Origin of the sequence: Pedococcus badiiscoriae (assembly GCF_013408925.1) — a bacterium.
GTDB lineage: Bacteria > Actinomycetota > Actinomycetes > Actinomycetales > Dermatophilaceae > Pedococcus > Pedococcus badiiscoriae.
In genome coordinates, this window is record NZ_JACCAB010000001.1 from 1161403 (window position 1) to 1181501 (window position 20099).

Sequence of the window (20099 nt, forward strand, 5' to 3'; positions counted from 1 at the left end):
CCGACGGGCACGCCTGGTGAGGGCGATGGAGGACTCGTCACGGGTGGCCTGCGCAGGGGATCCAGACACCCGCACAGACTACGGGGCGGTCGCGACATCCGACGTGGCACACTGTCGCCCGTGGATCACGACGTGGTGAAGAAGGCCCCGCTGTTCGCTGCGCTGGACGACGAGGCGTCGACGACGCTGATGGCCTCGATGACCCAGAGCCGGCTCGAGCGCGGCGACGTGCTGTTCCATGAGGGCGACCAGGGCGATCGGCTCTACGTCATCCGTGAGGGCAAGATCAAGCTCGGTCGCCGCAGCGCGGACGGCCGCGAGAACCTCGTCGCGATCCTCGGCCCGGGCGAGATGTTCGGCGAGCTGAGCCTGTTCGACCCCGGCCCGCGCACGATGACCGCGACCGCGGTGGCCGAGACCCAGCTGCTGGGGATCGGCAACGACGACCTGAACGGCCTGCTCGAGGGGCGCCCCGGCGTCGCGAAGGTGCTGCTCGCGGCACTGGCGCAGCGGCTGCGTCGCACCAACGAGAACCTCGCCGACCTGGTCTTCACCGACGTGCCGGGTCGCGTCGCCAAGGCACTGCTCGACCTGTCGGCCCGCTTCGGCCGCCCCGTCGAGGAGGGCGTGCTCGTCGCCCACGACCTCACCCAGGAGGAGCTCGCCCAGCTGGTCGGCGCCTCCCGCGAGACGGTCAACAAGGCGCTGGCCGACTTCGCCACCCGTGGCTGGCTGCGCCTCGAAGCCCGCGCCGTGCTGCTGCTCGACGTCGAGCGCCTGCAGCGTCGCGCCCGCTGACCCCGACGACTCGCCGGTGATCTCCGGCGTGTTGTCGGAGACTCAGCGACGGCGGGGTCAGGAGCGCGCGCTCAGGTAGTCCAGCTGGGCCGCCACCGACATCGCCGCGGCCGGCCAGACCTCGCGGGGCACGTCGGCATACACGCGCTCGACCACGGCCTGGACCACGTCGGGAGCCGCGGCCGCACCGTCAGCCAGCGCCTGCCGCACCTGCTCGAGCCTCTCGGCGCGGTGCAGGCGGTAGAAGGCCACCATGGCTGCTGCGTCCGGCACGACCGGCCCGTGTCCGGGCAGGATCGCGGTGACCTCACCGTCGCCGGTCAGGTGGGCGATGCGCTCCAACGACGCGAGGTATGCCGCCAGCTCACCATCGGGGTGCGCCACCACCGTGGTGCCGCGACCGAGGACGGTGTCGCCGGTGAGCAGCGCATGGTCGGCCGCCAGGGCGAAGGAGAGCGAGTCGGAGGTGTGACCGGGGGTCGCGACCACCCGCAGCTCGAGGCCGCCGGCCGTCACGACGTCCCCGTGGGCCAGGTCGTCGTGCCCGCGCCCGACCGCCCTGGTGGGAGCACCGCTCAGCTCGGCGAAGCGCCCCGCCCCCTCGGCGTGGTCGGCGTGGCCATGCGTGAGGATCGTCTGCGCCACCCGGGCACCGCGCGCGGACACGGCCCGCAGGACCGACTGCAGGTGGCCCTCGTCGAGCGGGCCCGGGTCGATCACGATGGCCTCGGTGCTGCCCGGCTCGAGCAGCACCCAGGTGTTGGTGCCGTCGAGCGTCATCGGGCTGGGGTTCGGGCACAGGACGCACAGAGCGCGGGCGGTGACCTGGCCGCCGTGCCAGTCTCCGAACGCCGCCGACGGCGCGGGTGCCTGGGCCGGGGTCATCGCGGGGTCATCGCGGGGGTCATCGCGGGGGTCATCTCGGTCATCGGGGGAGCTCCGCCACCATCACCAGGCCGTTGCCGGTGTCGACCAGCTCGGGCTGCACCGGAGCGACCACGGGACGTTCGGCGATGAAGGCCGCGGCAGACGTGGCTGCGGCGACCTCCTCGACGGCCACGACGGTGGGCGGGAGCATGAGCGCGGCGCCGTCCCGCCAGGCCGCCAGCAGGTCAGCCGGGCGCACCCAGTCGGCGAGATCCGCCTCGGTGGTGTCGTCGTCGGCCCGCTGGCCTTCGGGGACGGCCGCGCTGAAGAACCGGGTGTCATAGCGCCGCGCCTCGAACTCGGGGGTGATCCAGTGCGCGCGGTACCCGAGCAGGTCGGACCGCAGCAGCAGGTCGTGCTCGCGCAGCACCTCGGACAACGAGGCCTCGCGCTGGAGCAGTCGTCGTCGCCGCTCGTGCCAGTGCGCGCCACTGACATCCGCGATCACCTCGTCGGGCGTCGGTCCGGCCAGGAGGACCCCGGACTCCTCGAAGACCTCACGGACTGCAGCGGCGACGAGCTCGCGAGCCGTCTCCTCGTCGACCTCGAGCCGGGCGGCCCACTCGGCCGGCGTCGGGCCCGCCCAGGGCAGACCCGGGTCGGCGTCCCGCGGGTCGACCCCACCGCCCGGGAAGACCATCATCCGCGGGGCGAACTCCATGGTGGCGACCCGGCGCAGCATGAACACCTCGACGCCCGACTGCCCCTGCGAGGCCCAGTCCCGCACGAACATGACGGTGGCCGCCAGCTTGGGCTCGACCGGACCCGCCGGGTCGGGCGCACTCAGCCAGGAGTCGGCCCTGGCCCGCAGCGACGGGGAGTCGGCGACCGGGAACTCGCGCCTCACCATGGAGAGCACGGGCCTACTCGTCAGCGAGCGCGACGACGATCTCGACCTCGACCGGGGCATCCAGCGGGAGCACGGCGACCCCGACGGCAGACCGGGCGTGGATGCCTGCGTCGCCGAAGGCCTTGCCCATCAGCTCGCTGGCGCCGTTGATGACGCCGGGCTGACCCGTGAAGCCCGGGTCGGAGGCGACGAACCCGACCAGCTTGACCACCTGGGTCACCTTGTCGAGGTCGCCCACGATGCTCTTGACGGCAGCGATGGCGTTGAGCGCGCAGATCTCGGCGAGCTTCTTCGCGTCCTCCGGCGGGACGAGTCCGTGACCGTCGCCGACCTTGCCGGTCTGCACGAGGGCACCGGAGACCATGGGCAGCTGCCCGGAGGTGTAGATCCGGCGTCCGTCCTGGACGGCCGGGACGTAGGCGGCCACCGGCTTGGCGACCTCGGGCACGGTCAGGCCGAGCTCGGCCAGGCGATCTTCAACTGCACTCATCAGGCTTTCTCCCGCTTCAGGTAGGCGACCAGGCCATTGCCGTCAGGTCCGGTGAGGACCTGCACCAGCTCCCAGCCGTCCTCACCCCACTGGTCGAGGATCTGCTTGGTGGCGTGGACGATGAGGGGCACCGTCGCGTACTCCCACTTGTTCATGGGTCGCAGCCTAGCCACCGCTGGCAGGATGGCTCCCATGGCCAGCCACCGTGACCCGATCCAGGTGCTCGACGAGGTGGCCGCTCCCCCCACGCGCACCACGGACTACGGGGACGACCCGGCCCAGGTGTATGACGTGCGGCTGCCGCAGCGGGCCACCCGGAAGCTCACGGTGGTGGTCGTGCACGGCGGGTTCTGGCGACCCGAGTACGACCGGACCCACGCCAGCCGCCAGGCGCAGGCCTTCGCCGATGCCGGCTACCCCACCGCCTCCCTCGAGTACCGCCGCGCCGGGATGCCGGGTGGTGGCTGGCCGGGGACCGCCGACGACGTCGCGGCCGCCATCACCGCCGTGCGCCGCGACCCCGACCTCGGACACCCGCCGGTGCTGGTCGGCCACTCCGCCGGGGGCCAGCTCGTCGCCTGGGCCGCCGCCCAGCCGTGGGCTCACGGGCTGCGCGGCATCGTGACGCTGGCCGGGGTGCTCGACCTGGGCCACGGGGCGCAGACCGGCGTGGGTGGCAGCGCCATCAGCGACTTCCTCGGCGGCGGGCCAACCGATGCCCCCACGGCGTACGCCGCCGCCGACCCGTTCAGGCTCGCACCCGGCATACCCGCGCTGGTCGTGCACGCCCACGACGACGACGTGGTGCCCTTCGACCAGAGCCAGCGGTATGCCGCGGCGCACCACGGGCCCAACGTGCGCCTGGCTCCGGTGGGCAGTGGGGGCCACTACGGGTTGATCGACCCGGAGAACCCGGCGTTCGCGCAGGTCCTCGCCGCGGTCGACCTGCTCGCCTCCTAGGCTGGCGGCATGCCCGACGCCACCCACGACCTGTCCCAGGTCCGTCTCCACGTGGTCACCGGCAAGGGCGGCACGGGCAAGACCACCGTCGCCGCCGCGCTCGCGCTCGCCCTCGCGCGCCAGGGCAAGCGGGTGCTGCTCGCCGAGGTCGAGGGACGCCAGGGGATCTCGCAGACGTTCGACGTGCCGCCGCTGGGACACACCGAGACGCGCATCCTGACCGACCGCAGCGGTGGACAGCTCTGGGCGATCTCGGTCGACGCCAAGGACTCGCTGCGCGAGTACCTCCAGAAGTTCTACAAGGTCGGCAAGGCGATGACGGTGCTCGACCGGTTCGGCGCGGTCGACTTCGCCACGACGATCGCCCCGGGCGTGCGCGACGTCCTGCTGATCGGCAAGGTCTACGAGGCCGCGGGACGACGCACCGGCAAGGGGCCCACCGCCCCCGCGTATGACGCGGTCGTCCTCGACGCGCCTCCGACCGGGCGCGTCGTGCGGTTCCTCAACGTCAACGCCGAGGTGGCGGATGTCGCGAAGGTGGGCCCGATCCGCTCCCAGGCCGACTCGATCACCAGGATGCTGCGCAGCCACACCACCGCGGTGCACGTCGTCACCCTGCTCGAGGAGATGCCCGTCCAGGAGACGGTGGACGCCCTGGCCGAGCTGCGCCGCACCGAGCTCCCGCTGGGCGCCATCGTCGTCAACCAGCTGCGTGACCCACTGCTGACCGACAAGGCCTTCACGGCGGTGCGCAGCCGGCGGCGGGCCCCCCTGGTCGAGGGGGTCTCGGCAGACCTCGCGGGGGTCGGCATCCGCGCCACGAACGGCATGGTCGCCGGGCTGCTCGCGGACGCCGCGAACCACGCCGACCGGGTCGCCCTCGAGCGCGAGCAGGATGCGATCCTCGAGCAGGAGGGGCGGCTGATGATCCGGCTGCCCTTCCTCGCGGAGGGGACCGAAGGCGGCGGCATCACCGTGCTGGCGCAGTCGCTCGACGAGCAGGGGATGGTCTGATGGCCTCCCGCACCACAGGCCGCACGTCGGGCCGCACCACCGCCCACCCAGCCGCCTCCCACCCCTCCGGACAGCCCGCCACGTTGGACCTGGCCGCCCTGCTCACCGACCCGCAGACCAAGATCGTCGTCTGCTGCGGCGCGGGCGGGGTGGGCAAGACGACGACGGCCGCGGCACTGGGGCTGTGGGCGGCAGAGCACGGCCGCAGGGTCGTCGTCCTGACCATCGACCCGGCCCGCCGGCTCGCCCAGTCGCTCGGCCTGTCCGAGCTCGACAACACCCCGCGCCCCGTGGTCGGCGTCGGCGGCAGCAGCAGCGGCTCTGGCGGCTCGCTCGACGCGATGATGCTCGACATGAAGCGAACCTTCGACGAGGTGGTCGAGCAGCACGCGGCCCCCGACAAGGCCGCCCAGATCCTCGCCAACCCCTTCTACCAGGCGGTCTCCAGCTCGTTCGCGGGCACCCAGGAGTACATGGCGATGGAGAAGCTCGGCCAGCTCCGCGCGGAGGCCGGTCGCGACGGCCGCTGGGACCTCATCGTCGTCGACACTCCCCCGTCGCGGTCGGCGCTGGACTTCCTCGACGCCCCGAAGCGGCTCGGGTCGTTCCTCGACGGCCGCTTCATCCGGCTGCTGTCGGCGCCGGCCAAGGCGGGTGGCCGCGCCGGCTTCAAGGTCTTCAGCGTCGGGGTCAACGTCGTCACCAGCACCCTGTCCAAGGTGCTGGGCGGCCAGCTCCTCCAGGACGTGCAGACGTTCGTCGCGGCTCTCGACACGATGTTCGGGGGCTTCCGCGAGCGCGCCGACCAGACCTACGCCCTGCTCAAGGACTCGGAGACCGCGTTCGTGGTGGTGGCCGCGCCCGAGCGGGACGCCCTGCGCGAGGCCTCCTTCTTCGCCGGCCGCCTCGACGAGGAGGGTATGCCGCTGGCCGGCCTCGTCGTGAACCGGATCCAGCGCGTGGCCGCCCCCGCCCTGACGGCCGCCCGGGCCCTGGCGGCAGCGGAGCAGCTCGCTGACGCCGACGAGCCGAGTCCGACGGCCGCGACCACCGAGGGCCTGTTGCGCCTGCACGCGTCCCTGGCCGAGACCGCCGCGCGGCAGGAGCGACTGACGGCCCGGTTCACCGCCGGGCACCCCGGCATACCCGGCGTGGAGGTCCCGGCATCCGCCCAGGACATCCACGACCTCGACGGCCTGCGGGAGATCGCCGCCGCCCTGACCGCCTCGAGCTGACTCGGAATCGGTCCGCGCCAGCGCCCGGGAACGACGAAGTCCCTGACCCCCGGGGGTGGGTCAGGGACTTCGGTCCGGGCCGACAGCGCTCAGGCGCTCGCGGCCTCGGTCGGGGTCTGGTTGCGGGCCGAGGCGAACAGGGCGGCCCACGAGGCGATGTTGGGTCGGCGCTTGAGCAGGGCCCGGCGCTCACGCTCGGTCATCCCACCCCAGACGCCGAACTCGGTGCGGTTGTCGAGGGCATCCGCGAGGCACTCCGCGATGACCGGACACCGCTGGCAGACGACCTTGGCGGTCTGCTGCGCGGCACCCTGGACGAACAGGGCATCAGGGTCGGACGTGGAGCAGGAGCCCATGGGCGCCCAGTCATCCATCCACCCCGTTCCGGCGGCCTGCCCGCCGGGTCGCGCTGGTGCGATCGTCATCTCAGTGCCTCCAGATGCTGCTGATTCAGACGCAACACTCTGCGTCTTATGTCCGTATCGACGTTTGAAAACGATAGGAAGGGAAGCCACCTTCACGACATGGCCCATTCGTGTAGTTCTGCGATGGCCAAAGGGACTAGTCATTCCGAGCCATCCCGTCCCGGCTCGATGGGGTCGTGATCAAACGCGGCAAATGGGGACGACCGCCCACAATCCGAATGGCCCACGCTTCGGAAACGGCCCACCCCATGTTCGGCAGTTACCCTGTGGCCATGCACGAACGCGCCACCGACCTCGGTAAAGTTGTCAGCCTGCTCGGAGCCTTCGTCGCCACGGCGATGGTGGCGGGCATCCTGGCAGCCGGTCTGCTCATCCCTCTGGCCTTCGCCACGGGGCGCACGGCCGCCGGTGGGGTGAAGATGTTCGACGACCTCCCGGGTGAGTTCACCGCGGCCCAGCTGACGCAGCAGTCCACCATCAAGGACGCGCGCGGCGGGATCCTGGCGACCCCGCAGCAGGAGAACCGGATCATCGTCAGCCTCAAGGACGTCGCGCCGATCATGCAGAAGGCGCAGATCGCCATCGAGGACAGCCGCTTCTACGAGCACGGTGGCGTCGACCCCCGCGGCATCCTGCGAGCGGTGGCGTCCAACGCGCAGGGCGGTGGCACCCAGGGTGCGTCCACGCTCACGCAGCAGTACGTCAAGCTCACGCTGCAGGAGAACGCCCTGCGCAACAACGACGAGCAGGGCGCCCTGGCCGCGGTCCGCAAGAGCGCTGCGCGCAAGATCCAGGAGATCAAGTACGCGGTCACGCTCGAGAAGGAGATGACCAAGGACCAGATCCTGCAGGGCTACCTCAACCTGGCCTACTACGGCGACCTGGCCTACGGCATCGAAGCCGCCTCGCAGCACTACTTCAGCATCCCCGCCAAGAAGCTGAACCTTGCTCAGGCGGCTCTGCTGGCCGGGCTCGTGCAGAACCCGGGCAAGACGGACCCGCGCAACAACCCCGAGAAGGCCCAGGCCCGCCGCGACGTCGTCCTGGACCGGATGCGCGTCCTCAACATCATCAGCGACAAGGAGCTCAAGGCGGCCAAGGCGATCCCGGTCAAGAAGATGCTCCACCTGAAGAACCCCCTGAGCAACTGCGCCGCGTCCTCCGAGCCGTACTTCTGCAACTACGTGATGGCCTACCTCAAGGACACCAGCAACCACGCCCTCGACGCCCTCGGCAAGTCCGAGCCGGAGCGGGTCAAGAACATCACCGGCGGCGGCCTGACGATCCAGACCACCCTCGACCCGGTCGTGCAGCAGATGGCGCTCAAGGAGCTGACCCAGCGGGTGCCGATCGGCAACACGGCACTCCCGCGGGCCAAGGGCGACACGTCCAAGAGCGGCAGGACCCGGTTCGTGGGTGCGGCCGCGAGCATCGTCGAGCCGGGGACGGGCCGGATCATCGCCATGGTCCAGAACACCAGCTTCCCGAGGTCCAGCAAGGACACCGGTGTCGCCTTCAACCAGGTCAACCTGAACGTCGACAGCAAGTACGGCGGCACGGTCGGCCAGCACTTCGGTTCCACGGCCAAGATGTATGCCATCGTGACCGCGCTGGAGCACGGCCTGGCGGTCAACGGCACGGTCCCGTCCAAGTACGCCAACAAGAAGGTCCCGGCCCTGTACACCCCCCAGGAGCAGGGGCCCTGTGGCTCCCAGGACGTGTGGAAGGTGCGGAACGACGAGTCGATCGGGGGCAAGCCGATCCCGTTCCGGACGGCCACCGCGAACTCGGTCAACACGGCATTCGCCTCGCTCGTGCTCAAGCTCGGCGTGTCCAACGTGCGCAGGACGATGACCACGATGGGCCTGCACCAGGGCAACGGTGCTCCGATCGAGTGCTACCCCTCCCCGGTGACGCTGGGCTCGTCCGACGCCACCCCGCTGACCCTGGCTGCCTCGTACGCCACGCTGGCCGCGGACGGCAAGTACTGCCCGCCCGACCCCATCCTCTCGATCACCACCGCAGACAAGAAGCCGCTGAAGATCGGCACCAACCCCTGCAAGCAGGTCATCGACAAGGACATCGCGCGCGGCACGACCGAGCTCCTCAAGGAGGTCATCAAGAACGGCACCGGCAAGGCGGCCTCGCTCGGCAGCCGTCCCGCCGCCGGCAAGACGGGCACGACGGAGGACAACGCCGAGGGCTGGTTCATCGGATACACCGCGCAGCTCGCGACGGCGGTCTGGATCGGCACCCCCGACAGCCAGTCCAGCCTGCGCAACCTGACCCTCGGAGGCCGCAGCTACGGCGACATCTTCGGTGGCACGCTGTCCGCGCCCACCTGGCGGGCCATCATGCTCGGAGCATCGGTGGGCATGCCTGAACGCCCGTTCGGGGACCCCAGCCAGAAGGTGCTCAACGGCGACCGCATCTCGGTGCCGTACGTGAGCGGCCTGTCGGTCGCCGACGCCACGACGCAGCTGAAGAACGCAGGGTTCCTGGTCCAGGTGGCCGGGCAGACCGGCAGCAATCTCGCTCAGGGCCTGGTGGTCTACACCGACCCGAGCGGCACGGCGCTGCGCGGGTCGACGATCGGGCTCTACCTCTCGTCCGGCTACACGCCTGCCCCGCCGCCGGCCCAGACTCCGACACCGGCGCAGACGCAGACGCAGACTCCCACGCCATCGCAGACGAAGCCAGGGCGCAAGAAGAAGCACTGATCACCGAGGGCGTCGAGCGAACGGGTCGCGGTCACCTGTCCGCTCGGGTGTTGCCTCAGATGTGGCCTCAGGCGGTGGTGAGGGCGGTCCGCACGGCGGCGGCGACGCGCCCACCGTCGGCGCGGCCGGCCACGACGGCCTGGGCGACCTTCATGACCTGGCCGAGCTGCGGCATACCGGTGGCACCGGTCTGCTCGACGGCAGCGGCCACGATCGTGGCGAGCTCGTCGTCGGAGAGCTGGGCGGGCAGGTAGGCCTCGAGCACGAGCAGCTCGGCCTCCTCCTTGGCGGCGAGCTCCGGGCGCGAGGCGTCGGCATAGGCGGCCGCGGCTTCCTTGCGTTTCTTGGCCTCCTTGGCGAGCACCTTCAGCACCTCGTCGTCACTGAGCTCACGGGACGCCGTGCCGGAGACCTCTTCGTTGGTGATGGCGGTCAGCGCCAGGCGCAGGGTGCCCGAACGCACCTGGTCCCGGGCGCGGATGGCGTCGGTGAGATCGCTCTGGACGGTGGCCTTGAGGCTCTGCTCGGTCATGGGTCCAGTCTCTCAGGCAGCGGCTGTCCGACCTACTGACATTTCGCCTGCACGCCAGTCGTTTGCAAGGATGGCGGCGATGAACACGATCCTGGGCGCTGCTGCAGGCGTCGCCGCGCTGGGCGTGGGCGGCGTGGCCTACGCGAGCCTGGTGGAGCGGAACTGGTTCGCGCTGCGAAGGTTCGACGTGCCCGTGCTGGCCCCGGGAGCGGCCCCGCTGCGCGTCCTGCACATCTCCGACCTGCACCTCGTGCCACGCCAGCGCCGTCGGATCGAGTGGGTGCGAGGCCTGGCCGCCCTGGAGCCCGACCTCGTCGTGAACACCGGTGACAACCTCGCCGCACTCGACGCCGTCCCGGGCGCGCTGGAGGCGATGGAGCCGTTGTTCGCCTTCCCCGGCGTGTTCGTCATGGGGTCGAACGACTACTACGCCCCGGTGCCCAAGAACCCCGCGCGCTACCTCACCCGGGGCCACGCCCAGGCGCCACCCGGGCGCGTGGACCTGCCGATCGAGGACCTGCGCGCGGGCATGCGCGATGGTGGCTGGGTCGACCTCGACAACGTGCGCACCAAGCTCACGGTGAGGGGCGCCGAGGTCGAGTTCGTGGGGACCGACGACGCCCACCTGCGCAAGGACAGGTATGCCGCGGTGGCCGGCCCCGCGTCCGCGGACGTCGACCTGACGGTCGGCGTCACGCACGCGCCCTACCAGCGGGTCCTCGACCCGATGGCGGCCGACGGGGCGCAGCTGCTGATCGCGGGACACACCCACGGCGGGCAGCTCGTGGTGCCGTTCTACGGGGCGCTGGTCACCAACTGCGACCTGCCGACCGACCGCGCCAAAGGGGTCTCGCGCTGGTGGCCGGGGGCAGGGTCGACGCCCTCCTCGGCCGCTCCGGCGGACGCCGCCTGGCTGCACGTGTCGGCCGGCCTGGGCACCTCGCCCTACGCCCCGGTGCGGTTCGCCTGCCGGCCCGAGGCGACGCTGCTGACCCTGACGCCCGCCGACGCCTGAGCAGGCGCAACCACGGGCGCGACCGCGTGCCGGCCAGGGGCGCGACCGCGTCCCGGCCACGGGGGCATACCGATTGGGAGGGGCCGGGTCGGGTGGGCTATCCTTCACTGTCGCTGCTCCCGTCGAACTGGCGTGGGTGGCGATTGCCACGGGGTGTGGCGCAGCTTGGTAGCGCGCTTCGTTCGGGACGAAGAGGCCGCAGGTTCAAATCCTGTCACCCCGACGCAATGAGGGCGGTTGCTCGACGGAGTCGAGGCAACCGCCCTTCTGCGTCCGGGGACAGGATGCTGGGAGCCGGAGCGCACGGCTGAGGCACGAAGCCGGACGCAACGGCGGCTCCTGTCGCCCCGACCAGCACGTTTCCGCAGTTCAGAGCCACCTTGGTCCTTCGCCCGCTGAGCCTTTGCCGCGTCGGTGTAGCTGCGGCGGTCGCCGCTGGTCAGGTCCACGTCGTCGGTGAACGGGGTCAGAAGGGCGCGCGGCCACATGCGTTTGGCGAGCACGACGTTGAGCTCCACCGACATCGTGATGGCAAAAGCCGTGACATAGAGCCACGCCAGCAGCCCAAGGACAAGACCAAAGACTCCGTTGACAGCGCTGGCGTGCTTGAGCACATGGCCCACGAGCAGGGCGCCGAAGATCTGGAGGAGCTGCCAGGCGACGGCGGCAGTCAACGCCCCCGGCGCCGACTGCCGCCAGCTGACGTCCCGAGCCGTCGCGACGCGGAAGGCCAACAGGAAGACGCCGCGTTGACCACGACCGAGACGAGGATGAGCACGACCTTCAGCCCGAGGCCCACGGAAGTCGCTCCGAAGGACCCAGCAGCCGAACCCACCGCGGACAGAACCGTGGTGGCGACCACCGCAACACCCGCGGTACCCAGCAGCACGAGGCTGCGAACCCGCGACAGGATCGGGTTGGGTCGCCGGTTCCTCGGCACGGCCCAGGCAACGTTCATCAGGTTCTGCACCGCTTGGGCCACGCCCAAGGCCCCGTAGAGGGAGCCCAGCACACCAACGAGGACCCCGATCCCGCTCCCGCGAAGTCCGGTGCCGCGAAGCTGCGAACCAATGACGGGGAACTGGCTCAGCGTCGAGGTCAGGATCTCGAGCTGGAGGCGCGGGTTCCCCTGCAACGCGAACCCCAGCAGCGACGAGAGCAGCAGGAGCAGGGGAAACAGCGATACCAACGCGTAGTACGCGACCAAGGCCGCTAAGTAGCTGCCCTGGTCATCGAAGAACTTGTACGCCACGGCGATCGGCACCGCCAGCCAGCGCCGTCGCCGTTGGAAGCGGTCCAGGGACTCAACCACCCTCACCGCCGAATCGTAAGCCCGGCCAGCACGTCAGCCAACGACATCCCAAACATCGCGTTTGCGCAGGTCAGAGGGGTAACACGTGACGCGAAAAATCTCTCCACGTTCTCAGGTTTATCCAAGGTTCATTCTGGTAAATGTCCCTCCTGAGGGCCGGCTGCGGCCCAGGAGGAGGCTGCGGAAATGGGTGGCGTGAAGTCCATCTGGGCAATGGTGCAGGGAGACCCCGTGTTCATGCGTCGGGTCAACGGCTGGCTGGCCGTCTTCTGGATAGTCATGATCCCGATCTCGTTGATGATGGGCTGGCTGAACTCGGTCGTCTACGTGTCCGCCCTCTCCCTCTGGGCCCTGGTCTCCGGCCATTGGTCCGCATGGCAAGCCGCCCGCGTCGAGGTCAAGCAGCAGGAGGACGCGGAGAAGGCCCAGGAGGACGACATTCCTGAAGCCGTCGCCGAGAAGGTGATCGAGAAGACCGACCTCCAGCCGTCAACCTAGAGCCCTGCATCCGGCGCCTAGGCGTCCGGCCCTAGGCGTCTGCACCTACCCGCGCGCGGGTCTCGCGCGGCGCCGACACCTGCTCCGCGGACCGCGCCTCGGCCCGCTGAAGGGACCTCACGACCAGTGTCGCGAGGGCGGTCGTGGCCGGCACCGCGAGGACGAGTCCGATGCCGCTGGCCATCGTCCGGACGATCTCCTCGCTGATGTCAGCGCTGGTCAGGATCCGTGACACCGGCTGGTTCACCAGGCTGATCAGGAGCAGCACCGGAAGTGCCGCGCCGGCATACGCGAAGACGACGGTGTAGACGGTGGACGCGATGTGGTCACGCCCGATGCGCATGGCCTGTCGGTAGAGGCGCAACGGCGGCAGGTGCGGCGCCGCGTCGTACAGCTCCCACACCGCCGAGCTCTGCGTGATCGTCACGTCGTTGAGGATGCCGAGGCCGGCCAGGATGATCCCGCAGGTGAGCAGGTTGCGCAGGTCGAGCTGCTGGGCCGCCTGCTGCAGGGCCGCGTTGTCATCGCTGCTCACGCCATTGAGGTGCGCCCACGCGACCGCCAGGGCTCCCATGCCCGCCGTGATGCCCAACCCCGCGAACGTGCCCAGAAGGGCGGTCGTCGTGCGAGCCGAGACGCCGTGGGCGACGTACAGGACGACGATCATGATGGCCGCCGAGGAGACCAGGCCCAGCGCGACCGGGTTGTGTCCCTCGAGCAGCCCCGGCAGGAGGTACTCGACGACGACTGCCGCGGCGAGCGCCAGACCGATGAGTGACCGAAGGCCCCTCCACCGCGCCACCACGACCACCGTGAGCGCGAACGCCGCGACCAGGAGGGCCAGCGGAGTGCCCCTCTCGATGTCGTAGAACGTGTAGGGCGAGCCCTCCCCCGGCCCGGGAACCTTCATGATCACCAGGCTCACCCCGACCCCCGCGCGACGCGCGTCGGGTGGCAGGTCCACGGTGACCACGGAGCCCTGCTCCGGCCCCGAGGTGAGCTTCACCTGGGCACGGCCACACTTGGCGTCCTTCGCAGACGGGTGCGTCAGGGATGGCGGAGCCCCGAAGTCATCGCAGCTCAGCGGCGCGATCGCGGTGACGTCACCATGCATGTACTGGACGCCGACTGCGACGCTCGCCTTCACGGTGGGGCGCCCTACCCCCGTCGGTCGCAGCAGCCACATGCCGACCGCGGTGGCCAAGGCGAGGACCAGGACCACCCCGGCAAGCACGACTCTCATCCACAGTGGAGTCGGCGGATGGGCCCCCTCCCGGTGCCTGTGAGATCCGCCCATGACCAGCCTTCCGCTCGAACGACGCGTCACAGCCTAAGGGCGCGTCCACCTCGGTGGACGCGAGGCCGCTTGCTGAGAGCCGGCGCAGTCGGAACCGACCCCCGTCGCGTCGTGACGAGGCCCGTGAGGCCACCCACTGCTGGATGCGCGAGGATGGAGGTATGCCGGACATCGCACCTTCGCCGGGCGGCGTGCGCATCCAGCGCGTCGTCACCGCAGGCACCTTCGACCGACCCGAGGGCGCCATGACCCTCGAGAACAACACCTGGGTCATCGGCAACGACCGCGAGTGCCTGGTCATCGACGCCGGGCACGACGGCCACGCCATCGTGAAGTCGATCCCGCGCGAGCAGCGCGTCCAGGGAGTCCTCATCACCCACGGCCACTTCGACCACCTCGACGCGGTCGGTGAGGTCTGCGACGGCACCCGCGCCCCGGCATACCTGCACCCCCGCGACCGGTTCCTCTGGGACGAGCTGTATCCCGTCACCCCGGACGGCGAGCTGGCCGACGGCCAGACGCTGACTGTCGGCGACGTCGAGCTGCACGTGCTGCACACGCCCGGCCACACGCCCGGATCGTGCTGCTTCCACGCCCCCTCCCTCGGCGTCGTCTTCACCGGCGACACGTTGTTCCCCGGGGGCCCCGGAGCGACGCGGCACGACTACAGCGACTTCCCCACGATCATCGAGTCGGTCCGCGAGCGCCTGTTCAGCCTGCCGGCGGAGACGGTGGTCCTGCCCGGGCACGGCGACTCGACCGTCATCGGGGCAGAGCTGCCCCACCTGCAGGAGTGGATCGACCGCGGCTGGTGAGGTCAGGTGAGGAGCAGCACGCCGGCGACGACCAGCAGGACGGCCGCGGCATAGACGAGCAGGGCCCCGACGGCAATGGCGACCGCGCTGTGGCTCAGCCACCAGCGCGTCTCGTGGTGGGGCACGTGCAGTTGAGCGAGTGCTGTGCGCATCGGCGCACCCCCTTGCGGATGAGTACCGGCCTGTTTCGAGGGTAGGACTCCTCCCCGATCTGTCCAGTCCGCCACGCCGTCCGTGCGCTCAGGCGCCTCAGCCCCGGTAGTTCTCCACCGTGCCGGCGTCGCGCACCTGAGCACCGGACGGGTCCTCCCCGAACTCGCGCTTGGCGCGCCTCTGGCGCAGCAGGTCCCAGCACTGGTCGAGCTCGACCTCGAGGGTCCGAAGCCGCTGGTTCTCCTCCTCGACGCTGATCTCGCCGACTCCCAGCTTGCCGCGCAGGCTGTGCTCCTCGTCGATGAGTCCCCGGATGTGCTGCTGGATGTCGATGTCGTCGGCCACCCGATCACTATGGCACCGCCCCCTGTCGCTGGCGAGAGCGCGCTGGTTTCATGGACGGGTGGCACCAGGGGTCGTGCCGAGCCGGGATCCGCTGGCCTGCGTCGTGGTCAGGGGCGTGGATGCCGATGCCCTCGCCTCGGCCGCCAGCCGGCTGACGTCGCCGTGGCAGGGAGCAGCGGTCGTGCTGGTGCGTCTGTGCCAGCCGACGCCCGCGAGCGCCGCGGTCGTCCATGCCGTGGTCGACCTCCTGCACGAGGCGGGCTGCCAACCTGTGGCCGTCGGCTCGAGCCTGCACGCCTACGACAGGGACCGAGGTCACCACTCGGTCGCGGAGCTGGCGCGTCTGGCCGGCCTGCTCGGGCGCACTCCCCGCGGCCGGTCCTACGAGGTGGTCGACCTCGGCGCCGAGCTCGTGCCCGCGCCGGTGCCGGAGGCCAGCGTGCTGTCGGGCCACCAGGTCTCGCGACGGTGGGCCGAGGCGGGGTCGCGGGTGGTCGTCGGCCGCGCCGTCACCGACCTCGTGCACGGGTATGCCGCGTGCCTGGCGACGCTGTCGGGCGCGGCACCGGAGGTGGCCGGAGCGGACCCCGCCGACGTCGCCACCGACCTGCTGCGACACCTCCCACCCACGCTCGCGGTGGTGGACGCGCTCTCGGCCAGCGTCGGGCCGGACGGCGCCCGCCTCCCCAAGACCATCGACAGCCGGGCGCTCGTCGTCGCGACCGAGGTCCTCGCCGCAGACAGCGCGTGCGCCGCCCTGCTGGGACTGGACCGCTCCGCGTCAGGCCTGGTGCAGCGGGCGATCCTGGACCACGGCACGCCCGATGGCCGCACTGACGGACTGCTGGCGCCGCTGGACGGCGCCCACGCGGCCCACCCCCTGGCCCGGGCGGCCGCGCGGTCGGTGGCGGCCGAGCCACGACTTGCACGGGTCCTCAGCGCCGCCATCGGAGGTCCCGACGAGGGGGCCACGTCCGCTGACCCGGTGCTGGCCAGCGTCCGAGGGGTGGTGACGCCGCTCGTCGGGGCCGCGGACGACCCGGTCGGGCACCTGCCCCTCGCGACCTTCCTGGGGAGCGTCGCCACCCTCCGGCAAGGGGCGCTCGCCTGGGCGACGGGGGTGGACAAGGCGACCGTCGACCGACGGGAGGTGCCGCTGGGTTTCGACCCCGCGGCATACCCGGACGAGGCCTTCGACGGGCTCCCGGCCTGGGTGGAGCCCTTCGGGGCGCTCCTGGAGGGGGTGGCCGAGAACGCCGACGGCATGCGCTGGCGACTCGTCGACGGCGCCACGGTCTTCGAGGTGGGTCGGGAGATCCGTGCCGACTTCGACGAGTTCGTCGCCCGCGTGGACGTGGCCGTCGGCATCAGCCTGATGGCCGACTACGTTGGCGGTCGGCGGGTGGTCCTGCCCGGTCCCACCGGCGCGTCCGGGACGCCGGCTGGACCCGGCAGGACCACCAGCGCCCGTCAGGCCGAGCGCAACCTCTACCTCCCGCAGCCCAACTACCTGGCCGCCTGGGGCGGCGAACCGATCGACGTCTGCAAGCTCGAGCTCGTCGAGCGCAGCGCCGACCGGCACCAGCTCACCTGGCGAACCGTCCACAGCCCCAACGGTTCTGCCGAGTTCGACGATGGCAGCCTGACCTTCAGCCGCAAACCGTCGGGCACCCTCGCGGTCGTGCGTGGCCGACAGCTGTTCGCCCTCCCCGCGGCCTGGGCCGGGGTGGACCTGGCGGCGCTCCCCGAGCTGCGCAACCCGCTCCTCGAGGAGGCCTACCGCCGCTTCTTCACGACCACCTTCGACAACCTGGAAGCCTGTTTCGAGGGACGCGAGTTCCGCATCGGGCGGCCGCCGATGGATCCCACCGAACCGCTGCTGACCCAGTCACTCGAGCTCCTGCTCGGTGCGTTCAGCCAGTGGATCGGTGATCCCGCCGACCCGCGTGGGCCGGCCTCGGCGACGCAGGACCAGGTCGACGCCCACGGCTTCCGGCACGTCAGGGGGCAGCGGTGAGGATCGCGGTCACCGGTGCCACGGGCATGGTCGGCGGCCAGGTCTCACGCGCGGCCCTCGCTGCCGGTCACGAGGTGCGGGCCGTCACCCGTCCCGATCCGCAGCGCCGCGGGGCCACGCTCCTGGTCGGCGGCCAACCGGTGCCGGCGGTGACCGCGAGCCTCACCGACAGCGAGGCCCTCACCAGGGCCTTGCGGGGCTGTGAGGCCCTGGTCCACTGCGCCGCGGTCTACGCCTTCGGCGCCTCGCGCGCGGGCGAGGTCGAGCAGGTCAACGCCGAGGGCACCCGCGCCGTCCTCGAGGCGGCCGTCGCGGCCGGCGTCTCCCGGGTCGTCGTCACGACCTCGTCGGTCACCTGCGGCTCGAGCCTGCTCCCCCGGACCAGGTCCGAACGCGACCACCTCGGCACCGAACCGGCGCCCCCTTACTACGCCAGCAAGGTCGCCCAGGAGCAGGTGGCCCTGGAGACCGGGCAACGGCTCGGCATACCGGTGGTCCTGGCGCTGCCCACCGTCGTGCTCGGCGGCCCGTTCACCCGCCTCGCGCCGAGCAACGCCATCGTGCTGCGCTACCTGCTCGACCCCACCCGCAGCACCTTCGCCGGCGGCTGCAACGTCGTCGACGCCCGCGACGTCGGCGTCGGCCACGTCGCCCTGCTCGAGCACGGCGTCGCGGGCGAGCGCTACCTGCTCGGCGGCGAAGACGTGAGCTGGCGGATGCTGCACACCCTGGTCTCCGACCTCGCGGGGCTGCCGGGACCGTTTGCCGAGATGCCTGCCGGGAGCGCGTGGGCCCTGTCCGCCGCTGCGGAGTGGGTGGCCGGCTTGCAGGGCGCGACACCGCTGACCACGCGCGACGAGGCATCCACCGTCGGCCGGTACTACTGGTACACCTCGTCCAAGGCCCACGACCTCGGGTATGCCGCGCGGCCGGCTCGCGCCACCGTCGCCGCGTCCCTCGCGTGGCTGGCGGTCAGCCTCGACCTGCCCCGGTGGGCGCGGGAGGGCCTGCGCCTGCACCCCGAGGTGCGCGCCGCGCGGGAGCTCGTGCCCGCTCCGCTGGGTGCGCCGACGGGGACGGCCGGCGCGGGGACGGCCGGCGCGGGCGCGGCCGGCGCGGGCGCGACCGGCGCGGGCGCGACCGGCGCGGGCGCAGCCGGCGCGGGGGCGGAGGGCCTCAGTCGGCGACCTCGACGGTCACCTCCAGCGTGGCCTCGTCGCCGCCGCTGACCACCACGCTCCCGACGTACTGCTGCCCCGGCTGGACGATGTCCTGGTCGAGGTCGGCCTCGATCCGCACCTGGTACTCACCACCGGCCGGGATGGTGACCCGGTCGGGGTCGACGCGCAGGGTCACGGCGACCACCGTGCCGGTGGCGTCACGCAGCTCGCTCGGCTCCAGCTCGACCCGACGGGCCCGCGGGTGGTGGTTCACCACGGTGACCGATGACTGCGCCGTCTGCCCGACAGCAGCGCGCAGCAACACACTCGCACGGCGTACCGCGTCGTCGGCCACGGGTGGGGGCGCGGGCGGTGGGGAGCCGTTGTGCGTCCCGACAGGCCCGCGCCGGCTGCGCGCGCCTGACCCGGCGGTGGTGGCGTCGCTGATGATCCGGGCCGCGCTCCGCGTCCCCAGGGCCATCAGCTCGCTGGCGTAGTCGAAGCCGAGTGCGCCTGCCTCTCGCCAGTAGCGCGCACCCTCGCGGCTGACTGCGTCGAGGTAGGCCCGGCTCGTCGACGAACGGTCCACGTCGCCGGACAGGGTGGCCCGACCCAGCTCGAGGGACTGCTTGGCCAGCGCAGCCTGGGCCTGCAACGCCTGCCGGGCGAGCTCGGTGATGCGCGCCAGGGTCTCGTCCGCGGCGGCAGCGTTGTTCGCGGCCCTGGGGTCGTTCGAGTCGGTCATCTCGATCCTCCTAGCAGCAGCATCCGCAGTCACACCCGACCTCGACGGCGTCACAGTCCGTCGGGAGCACGACCACGGCCACTCGCTGCGGCCTCGCGCACCCCTCGAAGCGGACGTCGGCGTAGGCGCTCTCGCACGACCGCACGTCCGTCGCGCCACCGAACCGGCCGACCATGACGTCTCCGGGCACCGCGGCCGTGGTGCCGTCCTTCGTGACCTTGGTGTCCTTGGTGTTCGTCGTGTCCGTGGTGTTGGTGGTGCTCGTCGTGCCCGTCGTGTTCGACCCGTCGCCGGCTGAGCCGCGGGTCGAGACGAGCAGCCGGACGACGCGGTCCTCGCAGGGCCCGAGGACGACCTTGTCGTCCTCCAGGACGGCACGGATCTGGAGGTCATCGCCCGCGCAGCCGTGCCAGGGCCCGACCTCCAGGGTCACCTCGCGCTCGCGGCGCCACGGGTTGTGCAGCCGGAACGGCACCACGCGCACCTCGCCAGCCCTGGCGTGGACGACGACATCGGCCTCGGGCACGCAGCACTCGCAGGTGTCGCGGCAGCCGCACCCATCGTGATGCCCATGGCGGTGACTGTCATGGTGGTGACCGCCCTGGTGACGGTGGCCGGTCGGGGTGCCGGGAGCTGCCGGCACCCGGAAGCCGACGGCGGCGACCATCGGCGACCAGGCCTGCGACCACTGGTCCCAAGCCGTGGTCGACTGGTCGACCCACTGCTGCATGGCGCCGGTGAAGCTGTCGCGCAGGGTCGTGAGGTAGTCGGGTGTGGTCGTGCTCATGGTG

Annotated in this window: 22 protein-coding genes, 1 tRNA gene and 1 pseudogene; 11 read left to right on the forward strand and 13 right to left on the reverse strand. The window is 71.4% G+C overall.

The features are described from left to right. The first annotated feature begins 120 nt into the window (after window positions 1–120). On the forward strand, window positions 121–798 hold the full coding sequence (locus BJ986_RS05585) for a Crp/Fnr family transcriptional regulator (protein ID WP_337794888.1): 678 nt from the start codon (window positions 121–123) through the stop codon (window positions 796–798). A gap of 57 nt (window positions 799–855) precedes the next feature. Here BJ986_RS05585 and BJ986_RS05590 read toward each other — a convergent pair whose 3' ends face one another. Genes BJ986_RS05590 through BJ986_RS05605 form a run of 4 tightly spaced genes read right to left on the reverse strand, consistent with a single transcriptional unit; the run spans window position 856 to window position 3220 of the window. After that, the gene (locus BJ986_RS05590; RefSeq protein WP_179421093.1) at window positions 856–1683 is read right to left on the reverse strand and encodes an MBL fold metallo-hydrolase; all 828 of its coding nucleotides are present in this window, start codon (window positions 1681–1683) and stop codon (window positions 856–858) included. Window positions 1684–1723: 40 nt separating this feature from the next. Further along, a complete protein-coding gene (locus BJ986_RS05595) occupies window positions 1724–2575 on the reverse strand; it encodes an NUDIX hydrolase (RefSeq protein WP_238338253.1) in 852 nt (283 codons plus the stop codon). Window positions 2576–2588: 13 nt separating this feature from the next. Then, on the reverse strand, window positions 2589–3065 hold the full coding sequence (locus tag BJ986_RS05600) for a RidA family protein (protein ID WP_179421094.1): 477 nt from the start codon (window positions 3063–3065) through the stop codon (window positions 2589–2591). After that, window positions 3065–3220, reverse strand: coding sequence for a Sp36 family protein (locus tag BJ986_RS05605; RefSeq protein WP_179421095.1), 156 nt, complete (start codon window positions 3218–3220; stop codon window positions 3065–3067). Before BJ986_RS05605 ends, BJ986_RS05600 begins: the two co-directional genes overlap by 1 nt. A 37-nt stretch (window positions 3221–3257) precedes the next feature. On the opposite strand from BJ986_RS05605, the gene BJ986_RS05610 reads away from it, so the two are divergent. The 3 genes from BJ986_RS05610 to bagB are packed head-to-tail and all read left to right on the forward strand — an operon-like array spanning window position 3258 to window position 6274. Then, entirely contained in the window at window positions 3258–4025 is a 768-nt protein-coding gene (locus tag BJ986_RS05610) for an alpha/beta hydrolase family protein (protein ID WP_179421096.1), read from the forward strand. Between the two features lie 9 nt (window positions 4026–4034). Continuing rightward, on the forward strand, window positions 4035–5039 hold the full coding sequence (gene bagA / locus BJ986_RS05615) for an ATPase BagA (RefSeq protein WP_179421097.1): 1005 nt from the start codon (window positions 4035–4037) through the stop codon (window positions 5037–5039). Beyond that, window positions 5039–6274, forward strand: a complete 1236-nt coding sequence (bagB, locus tag BJ986_RS05620) for an ArsA family ATPase (RefSeq protein WP_179421098.1) — start codon at window positions 5039–5041, stop codon at window positions 6272–6274. The genes bagA and bagB overlap by 1 nt, the downstream gene beginning before the upstream one ends. 89 nt (window positions 6275–6363) lie before the next feature. Here the strand turns inward: bagB and BJ986_RS05625 are convergent, their stop codons facing one another. Beyond that, the gene (locus BJ986_RS05625; protein ID WP_272955371.1) at window positions 6364–6699 is read right to left on the reverse strand and encodes a WhiB family transcriptional regulator; all 336 of its coding nucleotides are present in this window, start codon (window positions 6697–6699) and stop codon (window positions 6364–6366) included. 272 nt (window positions 6700–6971) lie between these two features. Between BJ986_RS05625 and BJ986_RS05630 the strand changes: the two genes are divergently transcribed. Beyond that, a complete protein-coding gene (locus BJ986_RS05630; RefSeq protein ID WP_179421099.1) occupies window positions 6972–9419 on the forward strand; it encodes a transglycosylase domain-containing protein in 2448 nt (815 codons plus the stop codon). Window positions 9420–9486: 67 nt separating this feature from the next. Here BJ986_RS05630 and BJ986_RS05635 read toward each other — a convergent pair whose 3' ends face one another. Beyond that, the gene (locus BJ986_RS05635) at window positions 9487–9951 is read right to left on the reverse strand and encodes a GatB/YqeY domain-containing protein (protein ID WP_179421100.1); all 465 of its coding nucleotides are present in this window, start codon (window positions 9949–9951) and stop codon (window positions 9487–9489) included. A 79-nt stretch (window positions 9952–10030) separates the two neighbouring features. On the opposite strand from BJ986_RS05635, the gene BJ986_RS05640 reads away from it, so the two are divergent. Together BJ986_RS05640 and BJ986_RS05645 are read left to right on the forward strand one after the other, a co-directional pair. Next, window positions 10031–10966, forward strand: coding sequence for a metallophosphoesterase (locus tag BJ986_RS05640; protein ID WP_179421101.1), 936 nt, complete (start codon window positions 10031–10033; stop codon window positions 10964–10966). 149 nt (window positions 10967–11115) lie between these two features. Then, window positions 11116–11189: transfer RNA gene (locus BJ986_RS05645), tRNA-Pro, on the forward strand. Window positions 11190–11514: 325 nt separating this feature from the next. Here BJ986_RS05645 and BJ986_RS16870 read toward each other — a convergent pair. Further along, a pseudogene (locus BJ986_RS16870) lies at window positions 11515–11700 on the reverse strand (YhjD/YihY/BrkB family envelope integrity protein); the annotation flags it as partial. Continuing rightward, window positions 11637–12284, reverse strand: coding sequence for a YhjD/YihY/BrkB family envelope integrity protein (locus BJ986_RS05650; protein WP_202881186.1), 648 nt, complete (start codon window positions 12282–12284; stop codon window positions 11637–11639). The pseudogene BJ986_RS16870 and the gene BJ986_RS05650, both read right to left, overlap by 64 nt. A 180-nt stretch (window positions 12285–12464) precedes the next feature. Between BJ986_RS05650 and BJ986_RS05655 the strand changes: the two genes are divergently transcribed. Then, window positions 12465–12776 (forward strand): hypothetical protein, encoded by a 312-nt coding sequence (locus BJ986_RS05655; protein ID WP_179421102.1) that lies wholly within the window; start codon window positions 12465–12467, stop codon window positions 12774–12776. 31 nt (window positions 12777–12807) lie between these two features. On the opposite strand, the gene BJ986_RS05660 is transcribed toward BJ986_RS05655, so the two are convergent. Next, entirely contained in the window at window positions 12808–14010 is a 1203-nt protein-coding gene (locus tag BJ986_RS05660) for a YibE/F family protein (RefSeq protein ID WP_179421103.1), read from the reverse strand. Between the two features lie 224 nt (window positions 14011–14234). Here BJ986_RS05660 and BJ986_RS05665 point away from each other — a divergent pair, with 224 nt between their 5' ends. Further along, window positions 14235–14888 (forward strand): MBL fold metallo-hydrolase, encoded by a 654-nt coding sequence (locus BJ986_RS05665; protein ID WP_179421104.1) that lies wholly within the window; start codon window positions 14235–14237, stop codon window positions 14886–14888. Between the two features lie 2 nt (window positions 14889–14890). On the opposite strand, the gene BJ986_RS05670 is transcribed toward BJ986_RS05665, so the two are convergent. Continuing rightward, on the reverse strand, window positions 14891–15040 hold the full coding sequence (locus tag BJ986_RS05670) for a hypothetical protein (RefSeq protein WP_179421105.1): 150 nt from the start codon (window positions 15038–15040) through the stop codon (window positions 14891–14893). A gap of 97 nt (window positions 15041–15137) precedes the next feature. Continuing rightward, a complete protein-coding gene (locus BJ986_RS05675) occupies window positions 15138–15386 on the reverse strand; it encodes a DUF2630 family protein (protein ID WP_179421106.1) in 249 nt (82 codons plus the stop codon). A gap of 58 nt (window positions 15387–15444) precedes the next feature. Between BJ986_RS05675 and BJ986_RS05680 the strand changes: the two genes are divergently transcribed. Next, a complete protein-coding gene (locus BJ986_RS05680; RefSeq protein ID WP_179421107.1) occupies window positions 15445–17403 on the forward strand; it encodes a DUF362 domain-containing protein in 1959 nt (652 codons plus the stop codon). Further along, window positions 17400–18632 carry an NAD-dependent epimerase/dehydratase family protein gene (locus BJ986_RS05685; protein ID WP_179421108.1) on the forward strand — a complete coding sequence of 411 codons (1233 nt, stop codon included), beginning with the start codon at window positions 17400–17402 and terminating at the stop codon, window positions 18630–18632. Before BJ986_RS05680 ends, BJ986_RS05685 begins: the two co-directional genes overlap by 4 nt. Here BJ986_RS05685 and BJ986_RS05690 read toward each other — a convergent pair. Then, on the reverse strand, window positions 18580–19308 hold the full coding sequence (locus BJ986_RS05690; RefSeq protein ID WP_179421109.1) for a hypothetical protein: 729 nt from the start codon (window positions 19306–19308) through the stop codon (window positions 18580–18582). The two genes, BJ986_RS05685 and BJ986_RS05690, sit on opposite strands and share 53 nt — an antisense overlap. A gap of 10 nt (window positions 19309–19318) precedes the next feature. Continuing rightward, window positions 19319–20095 carry a hypothetical protein gene (locus tag BJ986_RS05695; RefSeq protein ID WP_179421110.1) on the reverse strand — a complete coding sequence of 259 codons (777 nt, stop codon included), beginning with the start codon at window positions 20093–20095 and terminating at the stop codon, window positions 19319–19321. Between the last annotated feature and the right edge of the window lie 4 nt (window positions 20096–20099).

Excerpts from the sequence above, each read along its gene's own strand:
- BJ986_RS05590 (WP_179421093.1), bottom strand. The coding sequence starts at position 1,683 with ATGACCCCGGCCCAGGCACCCGCGCCGTCGGCGGCGTTCGGAGACTGG.
- BJ986_RS05595 (WP_238338253.1), bottom strand. The coding sequence starts at position 2,575 with ATGGTGAGGCGCGAGTTCCCGGTCGCCGACTCCCCGTCGCTGCGGGCC.
- BJ986_RS05600 (WP_179421094.1), bottom strand. The coding sequence starts at position 3,065 with ATGAGTGCAGTTGAAGATCGCCTGGCCGAGCTCGGCCTGACCGTGCCC.
- BJ986_RS05605 (WP_179421095.1), bottom strand. The coding sequence starts at position 3,220 with ATGAACAAGTGGGAGTACGCGACGGTGCCCCTCATCGTCCACGCCACC.
- BJ986_RS05610 (WP_179421096.1), top strand. The coding sequence starts at position 3,258 with ATGGCCAGCCACCGTGACCCGATCCAGGTGCTCGACGAGGTGGCCGCT.
- bagA (WP_179421097.1), top strand. The coding sequence starts at position 4,035 with ATGCCCGACGCCACCCACGACCTGTCCCAGGTCCGTCTCCACGTGGTC.
- bagB (WP_179421098.1), top strand. The coding sequence starts at position 5,039 with ATGGCCTCCCGCACCACAGGCCGCACGTCGGGCCGCACCACCGCCCAC.
- BJ986_RS05625 (WP_272955371.1), bottom strand. The coding sequence starts at position 6,699 with ATGACGATCGCACCAGCGCGACCCGGCGGGCAGGCCGCCGGAACGGGG.
- BJ986_RS05630 (WP_179421099.1), top strand. The coding sequence starts at position 6,972 with ATGCACGAACGCGCCACCGACCTCGGTAAAGTTGTCAGCCTGCTCGGA.
- BJ986_RS05635 (WP_179421100.1), bottom strand. The coding sequence starts at position 9,951 with ATGACCGAGCAGAGCCTCAAGGCCACCGTCCAGAGCGATCTCACCGAC.
- BJ986_RS05640 (WP_179421101.1), top strand. The coding sequence starts at position 10,031 with ATGAACACGATCCTGGGCGCTGCTGCAGGCGTCGCCGCGCTGGGCGTG.
- BJ986_RS05655 (WP_179421102.1), top strand. The coding sequence starts at position 12,465 with ATGGGTGGCGTGAAGTCCATCTGGGCAATGGTGCAGGGAGACCCCGTG.
- BJ986_RS05665 (WP_179421104.1), top strand. The coding sequence starts at position 14,235 with ATGCCGGACATCGCACCTTCGCCGGGCGGCGTGCGCATCCAGCGCGTC.
- BJ986_RS05670 (WP_179421105.1), bottom strand. The coding sequence starts at position 15,040 with ATGCGCACAGCACTCGCTCAACTGCACGTGCCCCACCACGAGACGCGC.
- BJ986_RS05690 (WP_179421109.1), bottom strand. The coding sequence starts at position 19,308 with ATGACCGACTCGAACGACCCCAGGGCCGCGAACAACGCTGCCGCCGCG.
- BJ986_RS05695 (WP_179421110.1), bottom strand. The coding sequence starts at position 20,095 with ATGAGCACGACCACACCCGACTACCTCACGACCCTGCGCGACAGCTTC.